The sequence below is a fragment of the Flavobacteriales bacterium genome (assembly GCA_025210805.1).
GTDB lineage: Bacteria > Bacteroidota > Bacteroidia > Flavobacteriales > CAJXXR01 > JAOAQX01.
Genome location: JAOAQX010000032.1, coordinates 117,336 through 136,144, shown reverse-complemented (window position 1 = coordinate 136,144; position 18,809 = coordinate 117,336). Strand labels below are relative to the sequence as shown.

Annotated in this window: 16 protein-coding genes and 3 tRNA genes; 4 read left to right on the top strand and 15 right to left on the bottom strand. The window is 32.6% G+C overall.

The window, feature by feature from the left end; genetic code table 11:
- Positions 1–69: 69 nt before the first annotated feature.
- Both N4A45_12880 and N4A45_12875 read right to left on the bottom strand, forming a co-directional pair.
- A tRNA-Glu gene (locus N4A45_12880) sits at positions 70–141 on the bottom strand.
- A gap of 55 nt (positions 142–196) precedes the next feature.
- Positions 197–268 (bottom strand) — tRNA-Glu (locus N4A45_12875).
- A gap of 179 nt (positions 269–447) precedes the next feature.
- On the opposite strand from N4A45_12875, the gene radC reads away from it, so the two are divergent.
- The 3 genes from radC (at position 448) to N4A45_12860 (ending at position 3,312) form a co-directional block, all read left to right on the top strand.
- Positions 448–1,167: a DNA repair protein RadC gene (radC, locus tag N4A45_12870; GenBank protein ID MCT4666113.1), complete on the top strand. Its 720-nt coding sequence runs from the start codon at positions 448–450 to the stop codon at positions 1,165–1,167.
- Positions 1,168–1,263: 96 nt separating this feature from the next.
- Positions 1,264–2,427: a sigma-54 dependent transcriptional regulator gene (locus N4A45_12865; protein ID MCT4666112.1), complete on the top strand. Its 1,164-nt coding sequence runs from the start codon at positions 1,264–1,266 to the stop codon at positions 2,425–2,427.
- Positions 2,428–2,439: 12 nt separating this feature from the next.
- A complete protein-coding gene (locus tag N4A45_12860) occupies positions 2,440–3,312 on the top strand; it encodes a polyphosphate kinase 2 family protein (GenBank protein ID MCT4666111.1) in 873 nt (290 codons plus the stop codon).
- Between the two features lie 109 nt (positions 3,313–3,421).
- Here the strand turns inward: N4A45_12860 and sppA are convergent, their stop codons facing one another.
- The 4 genes from sppA to N4A45_12840 all read right to left on the bottom strand — a co-directional run bounded on the left by sppA (position 3,422) and on the right by N4A45_12840 (position 7,190).
- Positions 3,422–5,161 carry a signal peptide peptidase SppA gene (gene sppA, locus N4A45_12855; GenBank protein ID MCT4666110.1) on the bottom strand — a complete coding sequence of 580 codons (1,740 nt, stop codon included), beginning with the start codon at positions 5,159–5,161 and terminating at the stop codon, positions 3,422–3,424.
- Between the two features lie 160 nt (positions 5,162–5,321).
- On the bottom strand, positions 5,322–5,525 hold the full coding sequence (locus tag N4A45_12850) for a hypothetical protein (protein MCT4666109.1): 204 nt from the start codon (positions 5,523–5,525) through the stop codon (positions 5,322–5,324).
- Between the two features lie 932 nt (positions 5,526–6,457).
- On the bottom strand, positions 6,458–6,967 hold the full coding sequence (locus tag N4A45_12845; protein ID MCT4666108.1) for a hypothetical protein: 510 nt from the start codon (positions 6,965–6,967) through the stop codon (positions 6,458–6,460).
- Between the two features lie 149 nt (positions 6,968–7,116).
- A tRNA-Arg gene (locus tag N4A45_12840) sits at positions 7,117–7,190 on the bottom strand.
- A 234-nt stretch (positions 7,191–7,424) separates the two neighbouring features.
- On the opposite strand from N4A45_12840, the gene N4A45_12835 reads away from it, so the two are divergent.
- Positions 7,425–9,719: a hypothetical protein gene (locus tag N4A45_12835; protein ID MCT4666107.1), complete on the top strand. Its 2,295-nt coding sequence runs from the start codon at positions 7,425–7,427 to the stop codon at positions 9,717–9,719.
- A gap of 17 nt (positions 9,720–9,736) precedes the next feature.
- Here N4A45_12835 and N4A45_12830 read toward each other — a convergent pair whose 3' ends face one another.
- From N4A45_12830 to N4A45_12790, 9 genes are all read right to left on the bottom strand, one after another.
- Positions 9,737–10,780 (bottom strand): endonuclease/exonuclease/phosphatase family protein, encoded by a 1,044-nt coding sequence (locus N4A45_12830; protein MCT4666106.1) that lies wholly within the window; start codon positions 10,778–10,780, stop codon positions 9,737–9,739.
- Entirely contained in the window at positions 10,777–11,517 is a 741-nt protein-coding gene (locus N4A45_12825; GenBank protein ID MCT4666105.1) for a rhomboid family intramembrane serine protease, read from the bottom strand. The genes N4A45_12830 and N4A45_12825 overlap by 4 nt, the downstream gene beginning before the upstream one ends.
- A gap of 6 nt (positions 11,518–11,523) precedes the next feature.
- Positions 11,524–12,183, bottom strand: coding sequence for a rhomboid family intramembrane serine protease (locus N4A45_12820; GenBank protein MCT4666104.1), 660 nt, complete (start codon positions 12,181–12,183; stop codon positions 11,524–11,526).
- Between the two features lie 9 nt (positions 12,184–12,192).
- Positions 12,193–14,046: a DNA mismatch repair endonuclease MutL gene (gene mutL, locus N4A45_12815; GenBank protein MCT4666103.1), complete on the bottom strand. Its 1,854-nt coding sequence runs from the start codon at positions 14,044–14,046 to the stop codon at positions 12,193–12,195.
- Positions 14,047–14,288: 242 nt separating this feature from the next.
- The gene (locus N4A45_12810) at positions 14,289–14,888 is read right to left on the bottom strand and encodes a hypothetical protein (GenBank protein ID MCT4666102.1); all 600 of its coding nucleotides are present in this window, start codon (positions 14,886–14,888) and stop codon (positions 14,289–14,291) included.
- 355 nt (positions 14,889–15,243) lie between these two features.
- Positions 15,244–15,711: a hypothetical protein gene (locus tag N4A45_12805; GenBank protein MCT4666101.1), complete on the bottom strand. Its 468-nt coding sequence runs from the start codon at positions 15,709–15,711 to the stop codon at positions 15,244–15,246.
- A 195-nt stretch (positions 15,712–15,906) separates the two neighbouring features.
- Positions 15,907–16,641 carry a hypothetical protein gene (locus N4A45_12800; GenBank protein MCT4666100.1) on the bottom strand — a complete coding sequence of 245 codons (735 nt, stop codon included), beginning with the start codon at positions 16,639–16,641 and terminating at the stop codon, positions 15,907–15,909.
- Positions 16,642–16,828: 187 nt separating this feature from the next.
- Positions 16,829–17,263: a hypothetical protein gene (locus N4A45_12795; GenBank protein ID MCT4666099.1), complete on the bottom strand. Its 435-nt coding sequence runs from the start codon at positions 17,261–17,263 to the stop codon at positions 16,829–16,831.
- Positions 17,264–18,134: 871 nt separating this feature from the next.
- Positions 18,135–18,641, bottom strand: coding sequence for a hypothetical protein (locus tag N4A45_12790; protein ID MCT4666098.1), 507 nt, complete (start codon positions 18,639–18,641; stop codon positions 18,135–18,137).
- Positions 18,642–18,809: the final 168 nt, after the last annotated feature.

Genomic DNA, 18,809 nt, shown 5'->3' with positions numbered 1-18,809 from the left:
CCATGAGTCCTAACCCCTAGACGAACGGACCGTTTTTAGTTTAGTTTGTTGTTCTTTTGTAAAATATAGCAGTCCGTAGGGGATTCGATCCCCTGTTGCATGGATGAAAACCATGAGTCCTAACCCCTAGACGAACGGACCGTTTTGTGTTAAAAGTTTGCAAATTTAGCACATTCCTTTTATATTTCAAAGAAAGCAGTCCGTAGGGGATTCGAACCCCTGTTGCATGGATGAAAACCATGAGTCCTAACCCCTAGACGAACGGACCGTTTTTGCGTTTGCTTTTCAACAAAAGCGGTGCAAATATACTTGTTCTATTTTAAAATAAAAAAGAAATAATTAAAAAAATGCATGAAAAATTTAACTAGTCATTTTCTCCAACCGTAGAAAACATAATTACAAGGGTTTATATTTTTAATTAAATTCACAAAAAATATTTCAAATAAAATGAATCAATCTATAAAACATTGGACAGATGACGAAAAACCAAGAGAAAAATTAATTGCTCATGGAGCATCTAGTCTTTCGGTATCCGAACTAATGGCTATTATTTTAGGCTCTGGAACTAGGGAATTGTCCGCTGTTGCATTGGCAAAAAAAATTTTAACGAAAAACCAAAATTCCCTTCTTAGACTTTCTAAATTGACCGTAAAAGAGCTTTGTCAGAATAAAGGTATTGGTCCTGCAAAAGCAGTGAGTTTGATGGCTTGTTTTGAGCTTGCGAATCGTAAATTAGATGAACAAGATATGGTGCTTAAACGCAAAAAGATTTCTAGTAGTTATCAAATTTATAGCCTCTTTAGAAAATATTTACTTCATCTACCCCACGAAGAAGTCTGGGCTGCTTTCCTCACCCCATCCAATAGAGTTTTGGGAATAGAAAATATTGCAAAAGGTGGTTTGAATGGCGTTGCCTTTGATTCTCGAAGCATTTTAAAACATGCTCTTCTATATGACGCTTCTGCCATTATTTTAGCTCACAACCATCCTTCTGGGAATAAAAAAATAAGCAATGACGATGTAACCGCTACAATGAGAGTAAAGAAAGCCTTGGACTTGTTAAATATCAGAATACTAGATCATATTATCATTTGTGACCAAGATTATCTAAGTTTTGTAGATGAAGGGATTTTAGAACCAACGAAATCTACGGCTTATGAAAAATAAAACCGAGATCAAGTAATATACAAGAAAGCCGATTCCAAGTACAGAAATTTCATTTTTTTTGCTTAGTTTCGAATAAATTGAAGCATAGAAATTCAAATGACAAAAATACTAATTGTAGAAGATGAAAAAGCCATTAGAAATGTTCTGAAAAGAATTATCATGGCTGAAAACAAAAAATTTCAGGTGGTAGAAGCAGAAAATGGTTTAGACGCTTCAAAACTGATTGAGAAAGAATATTACGATCTTATTTTGAGTGATATAAAAATGCCCAAAATGGATGGTGTAGAGTTTTTGGAGAAATGCATGAAAATAAGTCCAGACTCTGCCGTGGTTATGATTTCTGGGCATGGTGACATAGAAACAGCCGTGGATTGCATGAAAAAAGGCGCCTATGATTTTATTTCGAAACCGCCAGACATGAACCATTTAATTACGACTATTCGCAATGCTTTAGACCGTAAGAATCTTATTGTAGAGAACAAAATTCTGAAGAAAAAAGTAAGTAGAAAGTACCAAATTATTGGAGAGTCTCCAGCAATCAAAAAGGTACTTGATATGATAGATAAAGTAGCTCCTACTGATGCCCGTGTACTCATCACTGGACCTAATGGAACGGGTAAAGAACTTATTGCACATGGTATTCATGAGAAAAGCAACCGAAGCGGTTCTAGTATGGTAGAAGTGAATTGTGCTGCCATTCCCTCAGAATTAATAGAAAGTGAACTTTTTGGGCACGAGAAGGGTGCTTTTACCTCTGCGGTGAAGCAAAAGAAAGGAAAATTTGAAACAGCAACTGGTGGAACACTATTTTTAGATGAAATAGGTGATATGAGTCTTTCGGCTCAAGCCAAAGTTCTTCGTGTGCTACAAGAGAGCAAAATAACCCGTGTGGGTGGCGAAAAGGAAATAAAAGTGGATGTGCGTGTATTAGCAGCCACCAATAAAGATTTAAAAAAGGAAATAGCTGATGGAAAATTTCGGGAAGACCTCTACCATCGTCTGGGTGTCATTCTCATCAAAAATCCTTCTTTAGATGATCGTAAAGAAGATATCCCTCTACTAGTCACACATTTTGTAAAGCAAATTTGCAACGAACAAGGAATTGCCCAAAAAGAATTTAAAAAAGATGCTATCAAACTATTGGAATCTTACAGCTGGTCTGGAAATATCCGAGAGCTTAGAAATGTGGTAGAAAGATTAATCATCCTTTCTGATAAAGACATTACTAAAGCAGATGTAGAAATGTTTGCTGCAAAATAATCATTGTACTTTATGAATATCAAAAAATATAGAGTTTTACCGGGCTCCGAAATTGATTTCAATACGGATGCTCCTCATCATGACGAAGATCATTGGAAAGAACTTCGAAAAAAGAATTGCAAAGAAATCAGAAGAATTCAAGAACGACTTTATGCTCAGGAAAAACATTCTGTATTAATTTGTTTGCAAGGAATGGACACCGCTGGTAAAGATTCCTTAATAAGAAGAGTTATAGGTCCATTAAATCCTGCTGGAGTACATGTTCATGCTTTCAAGCGTCCTACAGAAGAAGAATTGAGTCATGATTATCTTTGGAGACATCATAAGAAGCTTCCGCCAAAGGGTTTTATTGGTGTTTTTAATAGAACACACTATGAAAATGTACTGGTCACTCGAGTTCATCCAGAAATTAACTTAAATCTTCAGTTACCCAATATTCATTCGGTAGATGATATTGATGAGGATTTTTGGGCAATGCGCTATAGGCAAATCAATCAAGCTGAAAAAACTTGGGTAGAAAATGGAATGATTGTGATAAAATTTTATCTCAATATTTCACCAGAGACTCAAAAAGATCGTTTGATGGAACGCTTGAACAATCCCGAAAAGCATTGGAAATTTGAGGCTGGAGATCTCAAAGAAAGAAAATATTGGAAAGATTATATGACCGCTTATGAAGAAATGCTCCAAGAAACCTCTTTTAAAGATCGTCCTTGGTATGTTATTCCTTCAGATTTCAAACCTTATTCTCGTTATTTAGTTTCCGAAATTATCCTAAGAACTTTAGAGAAATACGATATCGATTTCCCAGAATCAAGTAAAGAAGTTGTAAAAAATATCGAAAAATATAAAAAGGAACTCAATAAAATTGATATTGGCGAATAGCAATTTAAGAAGGCTCTTTTTCTTAAAACCTCCGGTCAATTTTTCATCATAAAAAACGCTCAAAAGGAATGATCCTTTTGAGCGTTTTTTTATGATATGTTGTTCTTCTTTAAAACATCTGTATCTCAAACGGTAATCTTGCTTGAATACGGTCCTTTTGAGTCATCTGAATCAATGAATTAGCTGTTTTGTCTATTATTTGAAGGTTTTCAAGCCCTGCTTTTTTCACCATCACTTGCGACATATCGTTTAAAAACATTTCAAACGGATCTTTCATTTCTGGAAACTCTTTCGTTCCATAAGATTCTAAGTCTGCAAGTCTTGCTGCCTCTGCAACAGCTTCGTCTATACCTCCTAATTCATCTACCAAGCCAATGCTTTTTGCATGAACACCAGACCAAACTCTACCTTGCCCTATGGCATCTACAGAATCTTTTGAAATCTTTCGACCATCAGCCACTTTAGTAATAAAATCATCATAAATATTTACCACACTTTTTTGAATAATATTCTTTTCGTCTTCAGAAAGTGGTCTTGATATATTTCCTAAGTCTGAATATTTGTGTGTTTTATATTGATCTACGTGAATATTCAGTTTATTCTTCATCAAATCTTCTATATGAAACAGTAAACCAAAAACTCCTATAGAACCTGTGATGGTATTATCTTGTGCATAAATCTTATCTGCCATACAAGAAATATAATAACCTCCAGAGGCTGCCACGTCTCCCATTGACACAACTATTGGCTTCTCTTCTTTGAGCTCCTTTAGCTCTTTCCACATTACATCTGAAGCTAAAGCTGATCCTCCAGGAGAATTTACCCTTAGTACAACAGATTTTACTGTTTTATCTTTTTTTGCATCCCTTATAGCTTCCACAATGGTTTCAGAACCCATCTGTCCATCGGTTCCTTTTCCAGAAACGATCTCCCCTTCTGCATAAATGATTGCTACTTTATTTTTTGCGTATTGCTTAGAAATCGTTCGTCGGTATTTCCCTATAGATATTGTTCTAAATTTTTTCCAAGATAATTCTGTTTTCACTTGGTTTTCAAATTCACTTAAATAAGACACTGCATCGATCATTCCAAAATCCTTAGCATCTTGAGCCGTTTGAATTTTTAGATCTTCTGCAATAGCATTTACTTCTTCAATACTCACATTTCTTTTTTCAGCTATTCTCGTGGCAATGCTGTTCCATATTTCGTCTATAAAAGTTTTTGTTTGCTCTAAATTTGCCTCAGACATTTTATCAAGCATAAAAGGTTCTACAGCACTTTTAAATTTCCCATGACGGATTATTTGAGGTGAAACCCCAAGTTTTGCTAAGAAATCTTTAAAAAACATCACCTGTGTAGAAAGCCCTTTTAACTCCATTGCTCCCACAGGGGTAATAGCTATATGATCTGCTACCGATGCTAAGTAATAACTCTTTTGAGTAAAAAATTCTGCATAAGCATATATTTTTTTACCCGAAGTTTTAAAGTCTTCTAAAGCATCTCTAATTTCGGTAGTATTTGCCATTCCCGCAGTAATAAACTCTGATGATAGGTAAATTCCTTTGATTTTATCATCGGTCTTAGCATAATCTATACTCTCTAAAATTTGGTTCAAGCCTAATGGCATTGCATCTGAAAAAATTGGAATATCAAGTTCCATAAAAGGAGACTCCTCCCCTTGCTCTACAATCGGTTTCTTGAGGTTTAACTCTAACAAATGTTCTTTAGTGATATTTCTTGTTTCCTCTCCACCTGATGAAAGTCCGATAATGAGAAAGAATAAAAAGAAAGATCCTATAAAAATAAAGATCGCTAACAAACTAGCTAAAGTGTATTTTAAAAATTTCATAATTTTTGATTTCTTTTTACAAAGGTAAGCCCTGCAGCAAGCATCTCAATCTTAAAAAAACTTAAAAGAGCCTTTCTACCGTGAAATTTTGCATAAAAAAAACAAGAACCAATACAAAATCGATTCTTGTTCTATGCTTTCTGTAGTTTTCTAACTAGTATTAGTTTTGAATACACCTAATTGGGTACCCAATGGTTAAAAAGTAAGCAGCTTGAACTAAATTATTAGAGCCACTAGAAGAACTTCCATAATAAGTCGCTCTAAAAGCAACACCACTTACTGAATTAAAAAGTGATTGACTCGTCCAGAGGTATATACTTGAACCTAATTCTTTATCATCATTCGTTAACCCTATATGATCCATAAATCCAGAGTTTGGAATTTTTAAAGCCCCTGAAAACAAAGCTCCTTCAGTACTTCCTAGAGACTGAAGCTCAGTGATTGTTGGTGGTCTGTACCCAACAGGGCAAGGATTGTTAACTCCATTAAGATCATAAAACCAAGTAAATTTTCCGTGCGCATCATGTTATTTTTTTTTTAAATTAGATAATGAATGCTCAGTATTTTTTCAATCAAGCACATTCGTACAAATCTATGAGGATAATTCATTTATACCAACCTTTTTGACTTACCTATAGCTTCGTTATCAATTCTTAAAACCGCAAACAACTACAATTCAACACTTCACCAAGCCTCTTCATGACTTTTCGATTATTTCATATAAATTTGGTTTACCGATTCATCTATCCACACCTTGCTTCTATCTATTGAGAAAAAGAACTAAGCAGACATGGATTGTATGATTTCACAAACAAGAAATAGAGCACATTAATGAGTAATAAAATTGTAAAATATTTTTCTTTTTGTGCTCTTGTATTAGATCTTATACATTACCTAATGGTACGAAGAGATTTTGATTATAACCAAATGATGTATTTCGGTCAGTACTGGAGCTTAAAACAATCCAGTTTAATATGGTTTACTTTTATCGTTCTCATATTCTTAAATACTATTTCCTATAGTAAATATACCTTAATAACTTCTTTCATTCTTTTATTTGTCTTTCCATTATTCATCAACAGTATCCCTTATTTCCCATGGAATTATGCAATTTTATTTATCTGTTTTTTTGCGTCCATAACTACTTTCATAAAAAATATAAGAAACACTATAAATCGTAAAAATTTAGGTATTTAAAGACTTTAATAAAAAGTGTAATTTTCACGGAAAATCAAGATATTAAAATAAGCAGTATGCACTCAAAATTCAAAAACAAACTATTTATTATAGAAAAAATCATTCACCACAAGTCTCATTATAAATGATATTCTGATGGATATCATAAGATTTCCATAAACCATTCTTTTGATCATTTTGGTAATTCCCTTCATGTTTTACCGCATTCGATTTTTCTTCAAAATAAAATTTCCAGAAACCATTTTTTAAACAATTTTGATAATGGCCTTCTTCTCTTAAATTACCATTTTCCCAATACACTTTCCAAAAACCATCTAATCTGCCATTGGTGTAATTTCCTTCGGAAAGAATCTGACCTGTGGATGACTTAAAAATCCAAAAACCATGAAGAATACCATTATTCAAGTTTCCTTGAGATTTGATGGTTCCATCGCTATAATAAAAAGTTTGAAAACCCGATAAATTTTCAATATTGGGTTCATCTAAACTCTTTTTACATGCTAAACCAGACAGAACAACTTCTGGGCAAGGGAGATCTTCAGAGTTATCTACCGTCTGACAAGCCAATAAACTAAAACAAAACAATGTGGTAAATAATTTGGGAAACATAAGGCAATAAGGTTTAATTTTCTATTAGTATTATTTTCAATACTTTCCTTACTACTTCATTGTTTCTAAACCAACTATTCATTAAGACAAATTCATAAAACAAAAAAAAAGAGATCGTAACAAAACGTCTCTTTCTTTTGTATAAATAGTGATCCCGGAGGGAGTCGAACCCCCAACCCTCAGAGCCGAAATCTGATATTCTATCCAGTTGAACTACGGGACCATTTCCTGCATAAAACTGTACGATATTCAATTTTATGAGCCGTCAAATATACTATTTTTTCTTTCTTTCGGTTATATTTACGGAAGGATTGTTTTTAGGGATCAAAACACAAAAGTTTTCTCTTATTTTAGCGTTCAAAAAACTGACTAAAACAAATGACAATAACCTAATTGAAAGGTAATAGGATTTTCTTAAATCTCTAAAAAAACAACCCTACTTTTGAAACGAGATTTTATGAAAAAAATATTTTTTAGCTTTCTTTCATTTTGCTTTTTGCAAATTCAGGCACAAACAGGAATTTTTCAGTGGGAAGATCATTTGAATTATCAAAATGGTGTTGACCTCATTGAGAAAGATCAAAAAATAATTGCTGCTAGTAGAGATGCACTGGTGTATTATAACAAAGAAACAGAGCAAGTTTCCAAGTTTTCTACACTTGACGGTTTATCAGAAACTGGAATTTCTGCCCTGAATTATCATCAAGGGTTAAAGATCATCATTATTACTTACGAATCTGGAAATATTGATCTTATTAAGGACTCAAAGGTTGTGAATATTCCAGCTATTGTACAAGCAAAAAATATAGCAGGATCACGCACTATCAATCATATCCAAATTTATCAAGATTATGCGTTTCTTTCTTGTGATTTTGGAATTGTAAAACTCAACCTCAAAAAGCAGGAAATTGCCGACACTTATTTGATTGGACCTAATTCTACTCCAGAGAAAATAAATTATTCGGCTATTTTTCAAGACACACTTTTTGTTGGGAACCAATTTACGTTATGGAAAGCTCCAATAAATCATCCAAACATCAATTATTACAAAACATGGGATACCGTACCGCTTCCTAGTACAATTTTTTCCGACTCTCTCCCTATTTCACACATGATTGCAATGGATGAATATCTTATTTTTAATGTGAGAAATCTCAAAAAATATAACAACAATAGACAATACAACTATAAAGAAGGTATTGTAGATTCCTTTGCCAATCATATTGATTTTGAAGTCCGTGGGATGAAACGGGCAGCCAATAATCAAGTAGCAATGAGTATTGGTTTTCATGGAATGTATTATGATAGTAAACTTGAAAACAGAGAGTTATTTTTTGACGATGGTAATTTACTTGTTTCAAATGTACTCAAGGATAAAGATGGTATAGGATGGGCGATGGATTCTCGAAAAGGTTTGATAAGGAAAAAAGATTTTCAAACAGACTTTTTCTCCCCAACGGGTCCCAATGCATTTGCTGTAAACAATATGGAATTTATAGACGAAACCATGTATATCAGCCACGGTGGAAGACTCCCTAATTCTTCTCCGAAATATAGTAGAGACCTCGCTTCAACATTAAAAAACAATCGCTGGACAAATCTTTCGCCAGATCATTTTAATATTAGCGATGTGATGTCCACTGTACCCGATCCCAATGACGAATCGATCCATTGGGTAGCAAGTTTTTCTAATGGTTTAGTAAGACTCAAAAATTTAGAAAAAGATACCATTTTTAATTATTCAAATTCGCCAATGGATGAACATTTATTGATCCCAAAATATAATGCCATTGTAGATGTTGATTTTGATAAAGATAAAACGCTTTGGATTGCTAACCAAGGAGCTTTTCATCCTGTAGTTTCCTTGAGTCCAGATGGCAAATGGACAGAATACACCTTTGGAAGCAGTATTGGGGCTACCAATGATATTCTCGCAATTGAAACCATGAGAGAGTCCAACCAAAAATGGATTATTGCGAATGGAACAGGAATCGTGGTTTTGGATGAGAAACAAGAAGGAAAAAATTATAGAGTAATCAATTCTTCAGCAGGAAATGGTAAACTAATTAGTAGCGAAATCAATTGTGTTACAGAGGATAGAAATGGGCAAGTATGGATAGGAACCAAAGCTGGTTTGAGTGTCATTACAAACCCTAATAGAATTTTTAGAAATCAAAATTTTGATGCAAAAGACATTCTCGTTTTCTTTGACGGAAATTATGAAATACTGCTAAAGGGTCAAAATATTTATGATATTGCAGTAGATGGAGGAAACAGAAAATGGTTTGCCACAGCACAAGGAGTATTCCTCACAAGTCCTGATGGAAAAACACAATTAAAGCATTTTACAGAAGATAATTCTCCGCTTTTTTCTAATGCAGTTTTACAAGTAGAAGTGGATCAAAAATCTGGAAACGTTTTTTTTGCAACAGATAAAGGAATTATTTCTTACAGAGACGAGGCTCAATGGGTAGAAGAGACTAAACGAGAAGTATTGGTGTTTCCAAATCCTGTGCTTCCAGAGTATCAAGGTCCAATAACTATTGATGGACTGATTGATGAATCGGATGTACGTATAGCAGATATGGCTGGAAGAGTCGTTTTTGAAGGGAAATCACAAGGAAATCGCTTTGTTTGGCATGGAATGACTCATGATGGAAGAAAAGCTTCTCCAGGAGTCTATCTTGTATATAGTATAGAAACTGAAAATGGTGACTTGACTGAAGTAGCCAAATTTGCCATAGTGAGGTAATACCACTGTTTACGGTATTATTTAATTTTATTCATTGTGGTAAAAGAAGCTTTTATCGCAAAGTGATCGGAAAGTTTTTGATCTAAAATTTCATGTTTTATACAAGAAAAATGATCCGGATAAAGAATATAATCAATCCTCAACGGAACACTCAAACCATGAAAAGTACTTCCTAAGCCCTTCCCTGCATCTAAATAGGAATCTTTTAAATTTTCTGAAAGTTGCTGATAAGTATTTGAGTGGGAAATATCATTAAAATCCCCAATGATAAATGTGGGATAAGGCGATTTTTTTATATGATTTTTAAGTTTCAGAAGCTGTTTACGCCTTTTTAGAATTCCCCTATTGAGTTTTCTAAGCATGGACCAAGATCTTTCCTTGATCTCAGATTCCTCAATATTTTGGGTTTCGTTGAGTAGATCATAATCTTTTTGGCTAAAGCGATAGGAAGATAAATGCACATTATATACTCTAAATGTATCTTTTTGAATTTTAATATCTGCAAAATGATATCTTTTTAATCTCCCATCTTTTATAGGTACAATTCCTTGTTTTATCACCGGGAATTTTGACAATATGACATAAGAAGATCCCGATTTACCAGCATAAGGATATCCAAAATTCCAATCTCGCCAGTAAGTTTCTTGTAAACAGACGATATCTGGTTTTTCTTTTAGGACAAAATCACGAATTTGATCATGGTTATCATCTTCTCTATGTTTCTTTTTATACAGCAGACTTTTGGCATTAAAAGTCATTATACTAAAAACCTTCTCATCCTTATTAGGCAGTTCCCAAGAATTAAATTGATAGTACTGACTCACATTCCAACACAAAAACAATAAGGCAATATAATCCCACCAAAGCCATTTTACCTTAAAAATTAGCTTGATGAGTAAAAGAAGAAAAACACCCACCAAAACTGTGGGAAAGACAAAATGCAAAAGCGAAAAAGACCCTGAATACTCCAGAGGAATATACTTGATTAAAAAAGCTACGAGCACAAACAAGTAGAACATTTTCAAAAGAAAAAGAGCGAAAGCACGAAATCGTTTTTTCATCGCTTTTTTTGGTTTTTAAGAAATATCTCTTCCTCTTTACTCAGAGACGCTATTCCATGTTTACTTATTTTATCAAGGATTCTGTCTGTTTCCAAATATCTTTGATGTTTCAAATGATTATAATCTTCATCATTCTTTGGGACATCGTTTTGATATAGTTTTCTATTTTTTTGTGATAAAGGTAATACCCACTTATGAGCCCCAACAAGTAAAAGCCCTCCGAAAAAACCTCCTAAATGTGCCGCAATACTCACACTAGACATTGGGTTCAAAATGGGATATAAATGCAATAAAAAAACGCCCACACCCAATAACCAATAGGGAATTTTGACCGAACCAAAATAATAATTTTCTCTATAAAAATACCAGAGTAATGCTGTTGCTAAAGCACTTATTCCGGCAGAATTCCCTATTAAATGCGTAGCATTCTTTCCCCAAAAAAGAAAAAATAAACCTCCAAAGAATATCCCCACCAAAAAGAACTGAAGGATCATGGTGTACTTCCAGAATTTCTCTAAAAAAAGAACGAGAAATAAAAGTAATATCATGTTTCCATAAAGATGAAACACATCTATATGAATCAAGTGATAAGTAAAAAATTGATAAATCCTATAATCGGCATGTAGTGCAAATGGAAGTAGTACCTCCTGAAAAGAAAGTAAACTAACTGCTATGAGCAATAAAAAATATGCCCAAACCAAGACCCTAAATTGGAAGAAGGATTTTTTCTGAAACATTTTTTATCAATACAAATGGTTTCTACTTTTCCAATATCTCATAATTAGGAAACCAACAAGCATTCCACCCAAGTGAGCAAAAACGGCTACATTTCCTGCCGTACCCGAAAATCCTCTGTAAAGCTCTATTACTCCTATTATCGTTACAAAATATTTTGTTTTTATTGGAAATAGAAAATAGATATAGATATCAGAATTGGGATAAGTAAGCCCATAAGCCATCAACAAACCAAAGAATGCTCCTGAAGCCCCAATAGTTGGAACATTGATTAAATACATCTGCTCCATGAGATCTGTAGCTCCTTGAAGCTGAAAATACGTAATAATGAGATGAAAAAGCCCCGCCCCTATTCCCGTGGCAAGATAAAAAGTAAGGAATCTTTTGGGCCCCCATAAGTTTTCTAAGGTGTTCCCAAACATCCAAATAGTAAACATATTCATCACCAAATGCCAAGTATCTTTATGCATAAACATATAAGTAAACGGCTGCCAAATTTGGAAATGTTCATTCTCCCAATAATGCAAGGCAAAAAGATCCATAAAGCTAAAACCAAAATCTCCATCAATTCCGCTAGTAAGGTAAAGCCAAACGATCACATTAATGATGATGATATTTTTGATGATATTGGGTAATAGACTAAATGAAGTAGGTCTAAAATTGCTCATATTTTGAGTTTAAAATTGTTTTTCTAAGTCATGTAAATTCACCTCGACAAAGGTTTTCTTGCCATTGGGCGTGATGTGCCAATCTGGGCAACGCATGAGTTGTTTTACTAAATGATTCATCTCTTCGAGGTGCAATTCTTTACGGTGATGAATACTCATATTTTTAGCAAAAAGCGCAGCAATTCTATCATTCCTTTTGTCTTCCGACGGAATTTCTGAATGATAATCATCAAGCATTTGCTCTATAATTAACTCAATATCTGAAGTAGAAGTATCATAAGGAACTCCAAGGACTTCACAACCTTCATCTGTTATTTCGCCAATATCAAACCCTATGTTTTCTATTTCTTTTTTGATGGCTCTAAGCGTTTCTACCTGCTCTATGGATAGATCAACGTGTTGAGAAAAAAGCAATTGCTGAGAAAGGGTGTTTTTACTAAATTGTGATTTTCTAAATTGTTCAAAAAGAATTTTTTCGTGTGCTCTTTTTTGATCAATTAATAAAAACCCATTCTCTGTAGGCGAAACAATATATTTTTGATGTAATTGAAACAATTTCTGATCTGTTTCTTGGTTATTAAACAGCTTGTTGCTTTGTTCGTTTACACTTTTCTGGAGCTTAGATTCAGACTGATCTACTTGTAGAAAAGCTTGCCAATCTTTCCAACCTTGCTGTTCACTATTGGTATTTGTAGGGTACTTTGAAGCATGCCCATTTCCACTAGTTGTTTTTGGTTTTTGTTGTTCCTTTGCAAAAGGATTAAAAGAAGGATCTACAGTAATTGTTGGGTGATTCACTTCTGTTTTACTTCCATCCACAAAATGAGGAACTACATAGTCTTGGTTTGTTGTAAAATCTAGAGACGGAGCAATATTAAACTTCCCTAAAGACTTCCGAATACAAGATTTGAGAATAGAATAAATCACTTGATCATTTTCAAATTTGATTTCGGTCTTTGTAGGATGAATATTTACATCTATAGATTCTGCAGGCACTTCTATGAAAATAAAATATGAAGGATGCAGCCCGTCTGGCATAAGTTTTTCAAAAGCGGTGAGAATTGCATGGTGTAAATAGTGATTTTTAATAAATCTTTTATTGACAAAAAAGTATTGTTCACCACGTGTTTTTCTTGCAAATTCTGGTTTGGTCACAAAACCTGAAAAGGTCACTACTTCTGTTTCTTCTTCAATAGGAACTAATCTTTGGTTAAATTTTTTTCCAAAAATATTTACAATTCGTTGCCTAAAAGATGTAGCAGGCAAGCGGTACATTTCTTTATCGTTATGATAGAGTTCAAACTGAATTTGCGGATGAGAAAGAGCTATTCTATAGAATTCATCGAGAATAAAACGAAATTCCGTTCGATCTTTTTTTAGAAAATTTCTTCTTGCAGGGATATTATAAAACAAATTTTTAACAGAAAAACTGCTTCCTTTACTAAAGGATATTTCTTCGTTTTTGAGTATTTCTGAACCTTCAATTACTAAAGTCCTTCCTAACTCATCGGATGCTTGTTTTGTTTTTAGTTCTACATGAGCTACAGCCGCAATAGAAGCCAAAGCTTCCCCTCTAAAACCTTTGGTAGAAAGATGAAACAAATCTTCAGCTTTTTTGATTTTAGAAGTTGCATGACGCTCAAAACACATTCGAGCATCACTTTCATTCATTCCCAAACCATTATCCACAACCTGTATAAGGGTACGCCCAGCGTCTTTTACAATTAACTGAATCTTTGAGCTTTGCGCATCAACGGCATTTTCCATCAATTCTTTTACCACAGACGCAGGTCTTTGAATAACTTCACCTGCAGCAATTTGGTTGGCAATATGATCTGGTAGTAGTTGTATTATATTACTCATATAAAAACATTGTCCTGCTTTCGCTTATGGCACAAATATAAAGAATACCAAGGGATTTTAGTCTTGAAAAGACGTAGATTTTACACGGATCATTTACTAAAACATTTGCTCATTTCTCTCCCCTCATTATTGATGCTTAGTGAGGTATCGGTATGGGTGCTAATTTGGTTAATTTACTCTAAAGATGTTTTTTTACAAGTCGTCTGTTTTTTCGTCAATTGGACTCATGATAGTTTGCATCTTTACCTACCTTCTTTGTACTTCAATGAATCTACACAGAATACCTGTCGAGCTTTTATATAATCGTGGTAAATAGTAGGGTCAAATTTATAAAGACTAATAGTCTCGTCTCTAAAATACATCTTTTTTTTACCATCAACAAGTATCACACCTCCTTTAATGATAATCATTTCTCCATTCTTGTAGGAATTTTGTAAGAACTTTTGATAATGCTTAGCATAGCTTCTGTACCCTCTATATTTTCTATCTGATAATTGCAAGGTTAATACAGTGTTTTCATTGTTTTGAGAGCTGTCTAATTGACTACACATAGAGTATCTATCAGACTCAAAAATTCTTTTTCTTTTATACAAATGTTCTCCCCAGTACTCTGAAAAAACTATCACTTTAGTTGAAAGTACAAAAGAATCTTTTAATTCTTTATAAATCACTGGCTCAATAACACTTGATAAAAACAATTCAGATTGAATTTGTGGTGTAATTTTCCTCGAGTTGACACCATATTTATAAGTACATGAACTAATAACCAGGATACAGAATAATATTAATCTACTTTTGAATCCTTCCAATATAGAATTTTGTTTCAAATACTCCTTTTTCATTTACTTTGGATTTGATTTCTTTAACGGTACAACCGTCCTTCTTTAAGCTTTCCATAAGGTTAACCCCCGATACCGCAAATTTCTAATTTCCCGCTACTCGGGACAATGCGTGGACGCACTCAGAATCCGCAAATTTCTGATTTTCCGATACTCGGGACAAGTTGCAGAAACACAGATAATCAACCAAATTTACATGAATTATCGAAAAGTCATCAAACGTATAGTTCTGAATGTTTTGTTGGTATTTTCACTTAATTCACAATCAAATTACTGTATCAAAGAAACGAAAAAAGCAATGATTCTCGTCAATTGGACTCAAGATAGTTTGCACTTTTGAATCCCCGAAAACTTACCTCTAGTCTATAGGTATATCTTTAATTTTCCACGTAGGCACTTGATGAGGAAATTGAAAATTTACTGTCTTTACATCGATCTTATTGTGTTTATTTATAAATAATTTAGAGTCATCAAAATAGTAAATATAAAGAGTGTCATTTTTAAGAGGAATGTACCCAAAACACCTTTCCTCTTCATAGTAAGATGTAGGTAGTATCCAAATAAAATCATTAACAAGAAAAATATTAGTATCACTTTTTACATCTAATATCCATTGCATCCCGAAATCCTTTTGATTTTTATTAGCCTTTAAACTTATTAGTACACTATCAATTTTTACTCCTACTACATCATTCTTAAACTCTAATTCTTGATAAGATATAAGAATTGAGTCATTAGTTGGTGCTTCTTGAGAAAAAGATTTCTCACTAAAACAAAATACCAAGCAAAGGCAAATACAATAGCTTTTAAATCTAGGAAAACTCATAGCTAACTCTAATTTTTGAATTATATTTTTATGATACGTCCTCGCTACCGCCGATTTTATTAATTCTCAGGTACTCGGGTCAAAGCGCGGACACTATAGTTAGTAAAACCAAATTCACATGAATTATCGAAAATCTATGTTTCTCTTTTTTGACATTCGTACTGGTTACCAAGTACAACTTGACAGTAGCAACTTTTACTTTATTTTACTTAGCGGCAGCTTGGCGGGCATCACCAGATTAATTCTTTTTAGCAGATAGATTAACAAAAATAAGATTACTATAATAAGAAAAATGCAAACATAATAAAATAGTGCATCTTCTTTTTGATATAAAGATCTGTATTTTAGCGATTCTAATTCATTCATTAGCTTCTTATTTCGAAGCCAATTTAAGTGTTCTAATGTATTAATCTTATTATTTAGAATTGTATGATATTTCCTTGTATTTTCCTGTATATTTTCAGGAGGTATAGGATGATATTCCCAATCAATATTTGATATTTTGATATTAGGAGCGCACACATCAACAGTTAAATTACCTTTGTTATCCGATATATATAATACCCAAATACTATTTTGATTAAAAGATAAATCACATGATGTAACTTGAGTCATAAATAACATCGAATCAATGCTTATAGAATCACCTTTAAAAATCTCCAAAGGAGTTATTTTGTTATCAGGAAAAACCTTACATAACATAACATACTCTGAATTTTCAAAATAAGTTGATCGAGTCTCAAAATCAAAGCGTGTAGGCTTACAACTACATCCTAAAGATTGTACCGTTATAAAAATTAAACAAATGAAAATTGTTTTAGTTTTCATACTTACATAGGACTCTCGTGTGAAAACACTTATCCAATACACTACTGCCAAACTCATAAAAAATACTCCTTCTAGATTATGATATTTATAATTTCTACTCATTATTCTTCCAAATTAGTGTTTTTGGTTGAGACAAAGAAACCCACACTCTTTTACTACTTATAATCAGATAGTTGTAATATTTTAATATTCATACTGGTTCAAAGTACAACTTGACAGTAGCGATTTACAGTTTGCTATTCATTGGCGGTAGCGGGGGAGAATATAATAAATAGACTAATTTTTTTCATCATTTAGGGTTTATTATTTCTATAAAATCCAAAACTAGTAGAGAAATGGATGTTCTCTTTTTTATATTCACATTGTCACTTTTAAAAAACGAAATAAATTGACTGGAGTTGCTCACTTCAAAATCATACTTTCGATTTTGAACATCAATTCGATATACCTTATTTTTCTTCTTATCGACATATACAATTACATTCTCTAAACTTTCATTAATTTTCAAGTTACCTCCAACTAATCTACCATCCTCAATTAAAATTTTATCCAAACGTTTTTTAAATTTTGATCTTGTTTTCATGGCTAAGATAAGAAAAGTAATAGACCCTATAAAAGATAGGATGGTGTAATTAAATACTTGAAACAAAATTATTCCAAGTAAATTTAAGACTAACATTATCTTGAAATGATTAAAACTTTCACTTTGATTGGTAAACTCCATAATTAACCTATTCCTCTTATATAACTCTTTTAGTTGTTTTCCTGTTCAGACTACTGAATTTCAAAGATTTCAGTAGTTTGATCGAATATATTACTCCTTCTAAATTATGATATTTATAATTTCTACTCATTATTCTTCCAAATTAGTGTTTTTAGTTGAAACAAAGAAATTTACACTCTTTTTTTTATTAATTATCCGATAGTTATAATACTTCAACCATTCATACTGGTTCAAAGTACAACTTGTCAGTAGCGATTTACAGTTTGCTATTCATTGGCGGTAGCAGGGGAATTTTTCTAGAAACTTTTTATTATCTATTTCACGTATGACAAGTTTACATCTATTATTTTACTCCGAGTAAAGCCAACTTAACTTATTGCAATCATATTTCGCAATTACACCATTTAATTGTCTGATTGTTATTTCTTGGTCTATAAAATCAGTTTTTGATGGTAATATTCCATAAAAAACATAAAGGTTATTTTTGTTTTCATTACAAATAATTTCAACATTTTTTTTATTAATGTGAGAAACTGATTTTGCAATAAAATCAGAACTTAAATATATGATAACAAAATAAAGAGATAAGCAGAAAAATATTTTCCATATCTTATTTGTACCTAATAATTTAAAAATAATCAATACAATTATAAGGTAGAAAATATTACTTATTAGAACAACTTCTTTAAACTGAAAAAGGTCAAAGTGAACCCTAATAATTTTATCTGTGTACAAAATAGATATAATTAGTAAACTAAAAACTCTCAGGTAATTGATTAGGCTACTCTGTATTTGTATTTTAATCATTTTTATTCTTGTTTTCTGAGGATTCTTCCGATATGATAAACTTTAACGTATACCTGTTTTCTTATTAGATGGACTCAGGATCGTTTGCAGTGTTATCACACTTTATGCTGTCCAAATTATTCCAATCGAAACCTGATTCATTAATCATTATTAAGTTTCTTAATTCTGCTATTTCCTTTGAAATATCCACACAGGTCATTTGAGTGTCTAATACCATTGGATATGACTCAATTGCAGTATTATTTATGAAATGATGTGCTTCAAGCTCCCAATTATGAGTTATTTCGTTTTCTAAAAGACTCCTAGCTAAAACAAAATGGTTGTTTTCCAAAATCTCTGAAAACAAAATTTCATTTTTAGAATTATATATCGTTACACTATCTATTTTTATTTTTTTATAATTGATACTTAACCCAATAGAGTCTACACTACTAAATTCTTTATTTAGGAAAAAAGAATACTCTTTCTTTATTGCTTCGTTATCAAAATATATAAAAGACTCTATTTGAAATATTTTATTTGTTTTCTGATAAATTGACAAAGTGTAATTTTTATTGCTTTCAATTATCATTTTTTTAAAAAAACCATTAGAACCACTAGCAATCCCTTTCTCGACAAGACTATCATTAGAGAGATTTTTTTTAGAATAGAGACCGTACCCACCATCCGTATTTATGTGGAAAGCTCTTTGAAAATGGTCATGGTTGACAGGATGAATGATTTTTGAGCAATAGCGTAA

Coding starts and splice junctions, on each gene's coding strand:
- radC (MCT4666113.1), top strand. CDS start 448: ATGAATCAATCTATAAAACATTGGACAGATGACGAAAAACCAAGAGAA.
- N4A45_12865 (MCT4666112.1), top strand. CDS start 1,264: ATGACAAAAATACTAATTGTAGAAGATGAAAAAGCCATTAGAAATGTT.
- N4A45_12860 (MCT4666111.1), top strand. CDS start 2,440: ATGAATATCAAAAAATATAGAGTTTTACCGGGCTCCGAAATTGATTTC.
- sppA (MCT4666110.1), bottom strand. CDS start 5,161: ATGAAATTTTTAAAATACACTTTAGCTAGTTTGTTAGCGATCTTTATT.
- N4A45_12850 (MCT4666109.1), bottom strand. CDS start 5,525: ATGGATCATATAGGGTTAACGAATGATGATAAAGAATTAGGTTCAAGT.
- N4A45_12845 (MCT4666108.1), bottom strand. CDS start 6,967: ATGTTTCCCAAATTATTTACCACATTGTTTTGTTTTAGTTTATTGGCT.
- N4A45_12835 (MCT4666107.1), top strand. CDS start 7,425: ATGAAAAAAATATTTTTTAGCTTTCTTTCATTTTGCTTTTTGCAAATT.
- N4A45_12830 (MCT4666106.1), bottom strand. CDS start 10,780: ATGAAAAAACGATTTCGTGCTTTCGCTCTTTTTCTTTTGAAAATGTTC.
- N4A45_12825 (MCT4666105.1), bottom strand. CDS start 11,517: ATGTTTCAGAAAAAATCCTTCTTCCAATTTAGGGTCTTGGTTTGGGCA.
- N4A45_12820 (MCT4666104.1), bottom strand. CDS start 12,183: ATGAGCAATTTTAGACCTACTTCATTTAGTCTATTACCCAATATCATC.
- mutL (MCT4666103.1), bottom strand. CDS start 14,046: ATGAGTAATATAATACAACTACTACCAGATCATATTGCCAACCAAATT.
- N4A45_12810 (MCT4666102.1), bottom strand. CDS start 14,888: ATGAAAAAGGAGTATTTGAAACAAAATTCTATATTGGAAGGATTCAAA.
- N4A45_12805 (MCT4666101.1), bottom strand. CDS start 15,711: ATGAGTTTTCCTAGATTTAAAAGCTATTGTATTTGCCTTTGCTTGGTA.
- N4A45_12800 (MCT4666100.1), bottom strand. CDS start 16,641: ATGAGTAGAAATTATAAATATCATAATCTAGAAGGAGTATTTTTTATG.
- N4A45_12795 (MCT4666099.1), bottom strand. CDS start 17,263: ATGGAGTTTACCAATCAAAGTGAAAGTTTTAATCATTTCAAGATAATG.
- N4A45_12790 (MCT4666098.1), bottom strand. CDS start 18,641: ATGATAATTGAAAGCAATAAAAATTACACTTTGTCAATTTATCAGAAA.